The sequence below is a fragment of the Pseudomonas sp. 30_B genome, assembly GCF_017491605.1.
GTDB lineage: Bacteria > Pseudomonadota > Gammaproteobacteria > Pseudomonadales > Pseudomonadaceae > Pseudomonas.
Window position 1 is genome coordinate 1 of record NZ_JAFGYY010000491.1, and the last position, 244, is coordinate 244.

Here is a 244-nt window from a genome sequence, read left to right on the forward strand (position 1 = left end):
CGTCGGCGTACTCGTTGCCGGGCATGCCGCTCTGGCCCTTCATCGAGTCGCGCACGTGGGTGAAGAGGTGCATGCGCGTGGTATTCATCCAGACGAAGAACGGTTTGTCGGCCTTGGCCTGCTTGTCCATGAAGTTGATGGCGGCCTGGGTGGTCTCGTCGTCGATGGTCTCCATCCGCTTCTTGTTCAGCGGGCCGGTGTCCTCGATCTTGCCGTCGGCGAAGGAATGGATCACCCCGCGCGG

Annotated in this window: 1 pseudogene; it reads right to left on the reverse strand. The window is 62.7% G+C overall.

Annotated elements, in window-relative coordinates:
* Nucleotides 1-244: pseudogene (locus J5M67_RS29210) on the reverse strand (arylsulfatase); the annotation flags it as partial.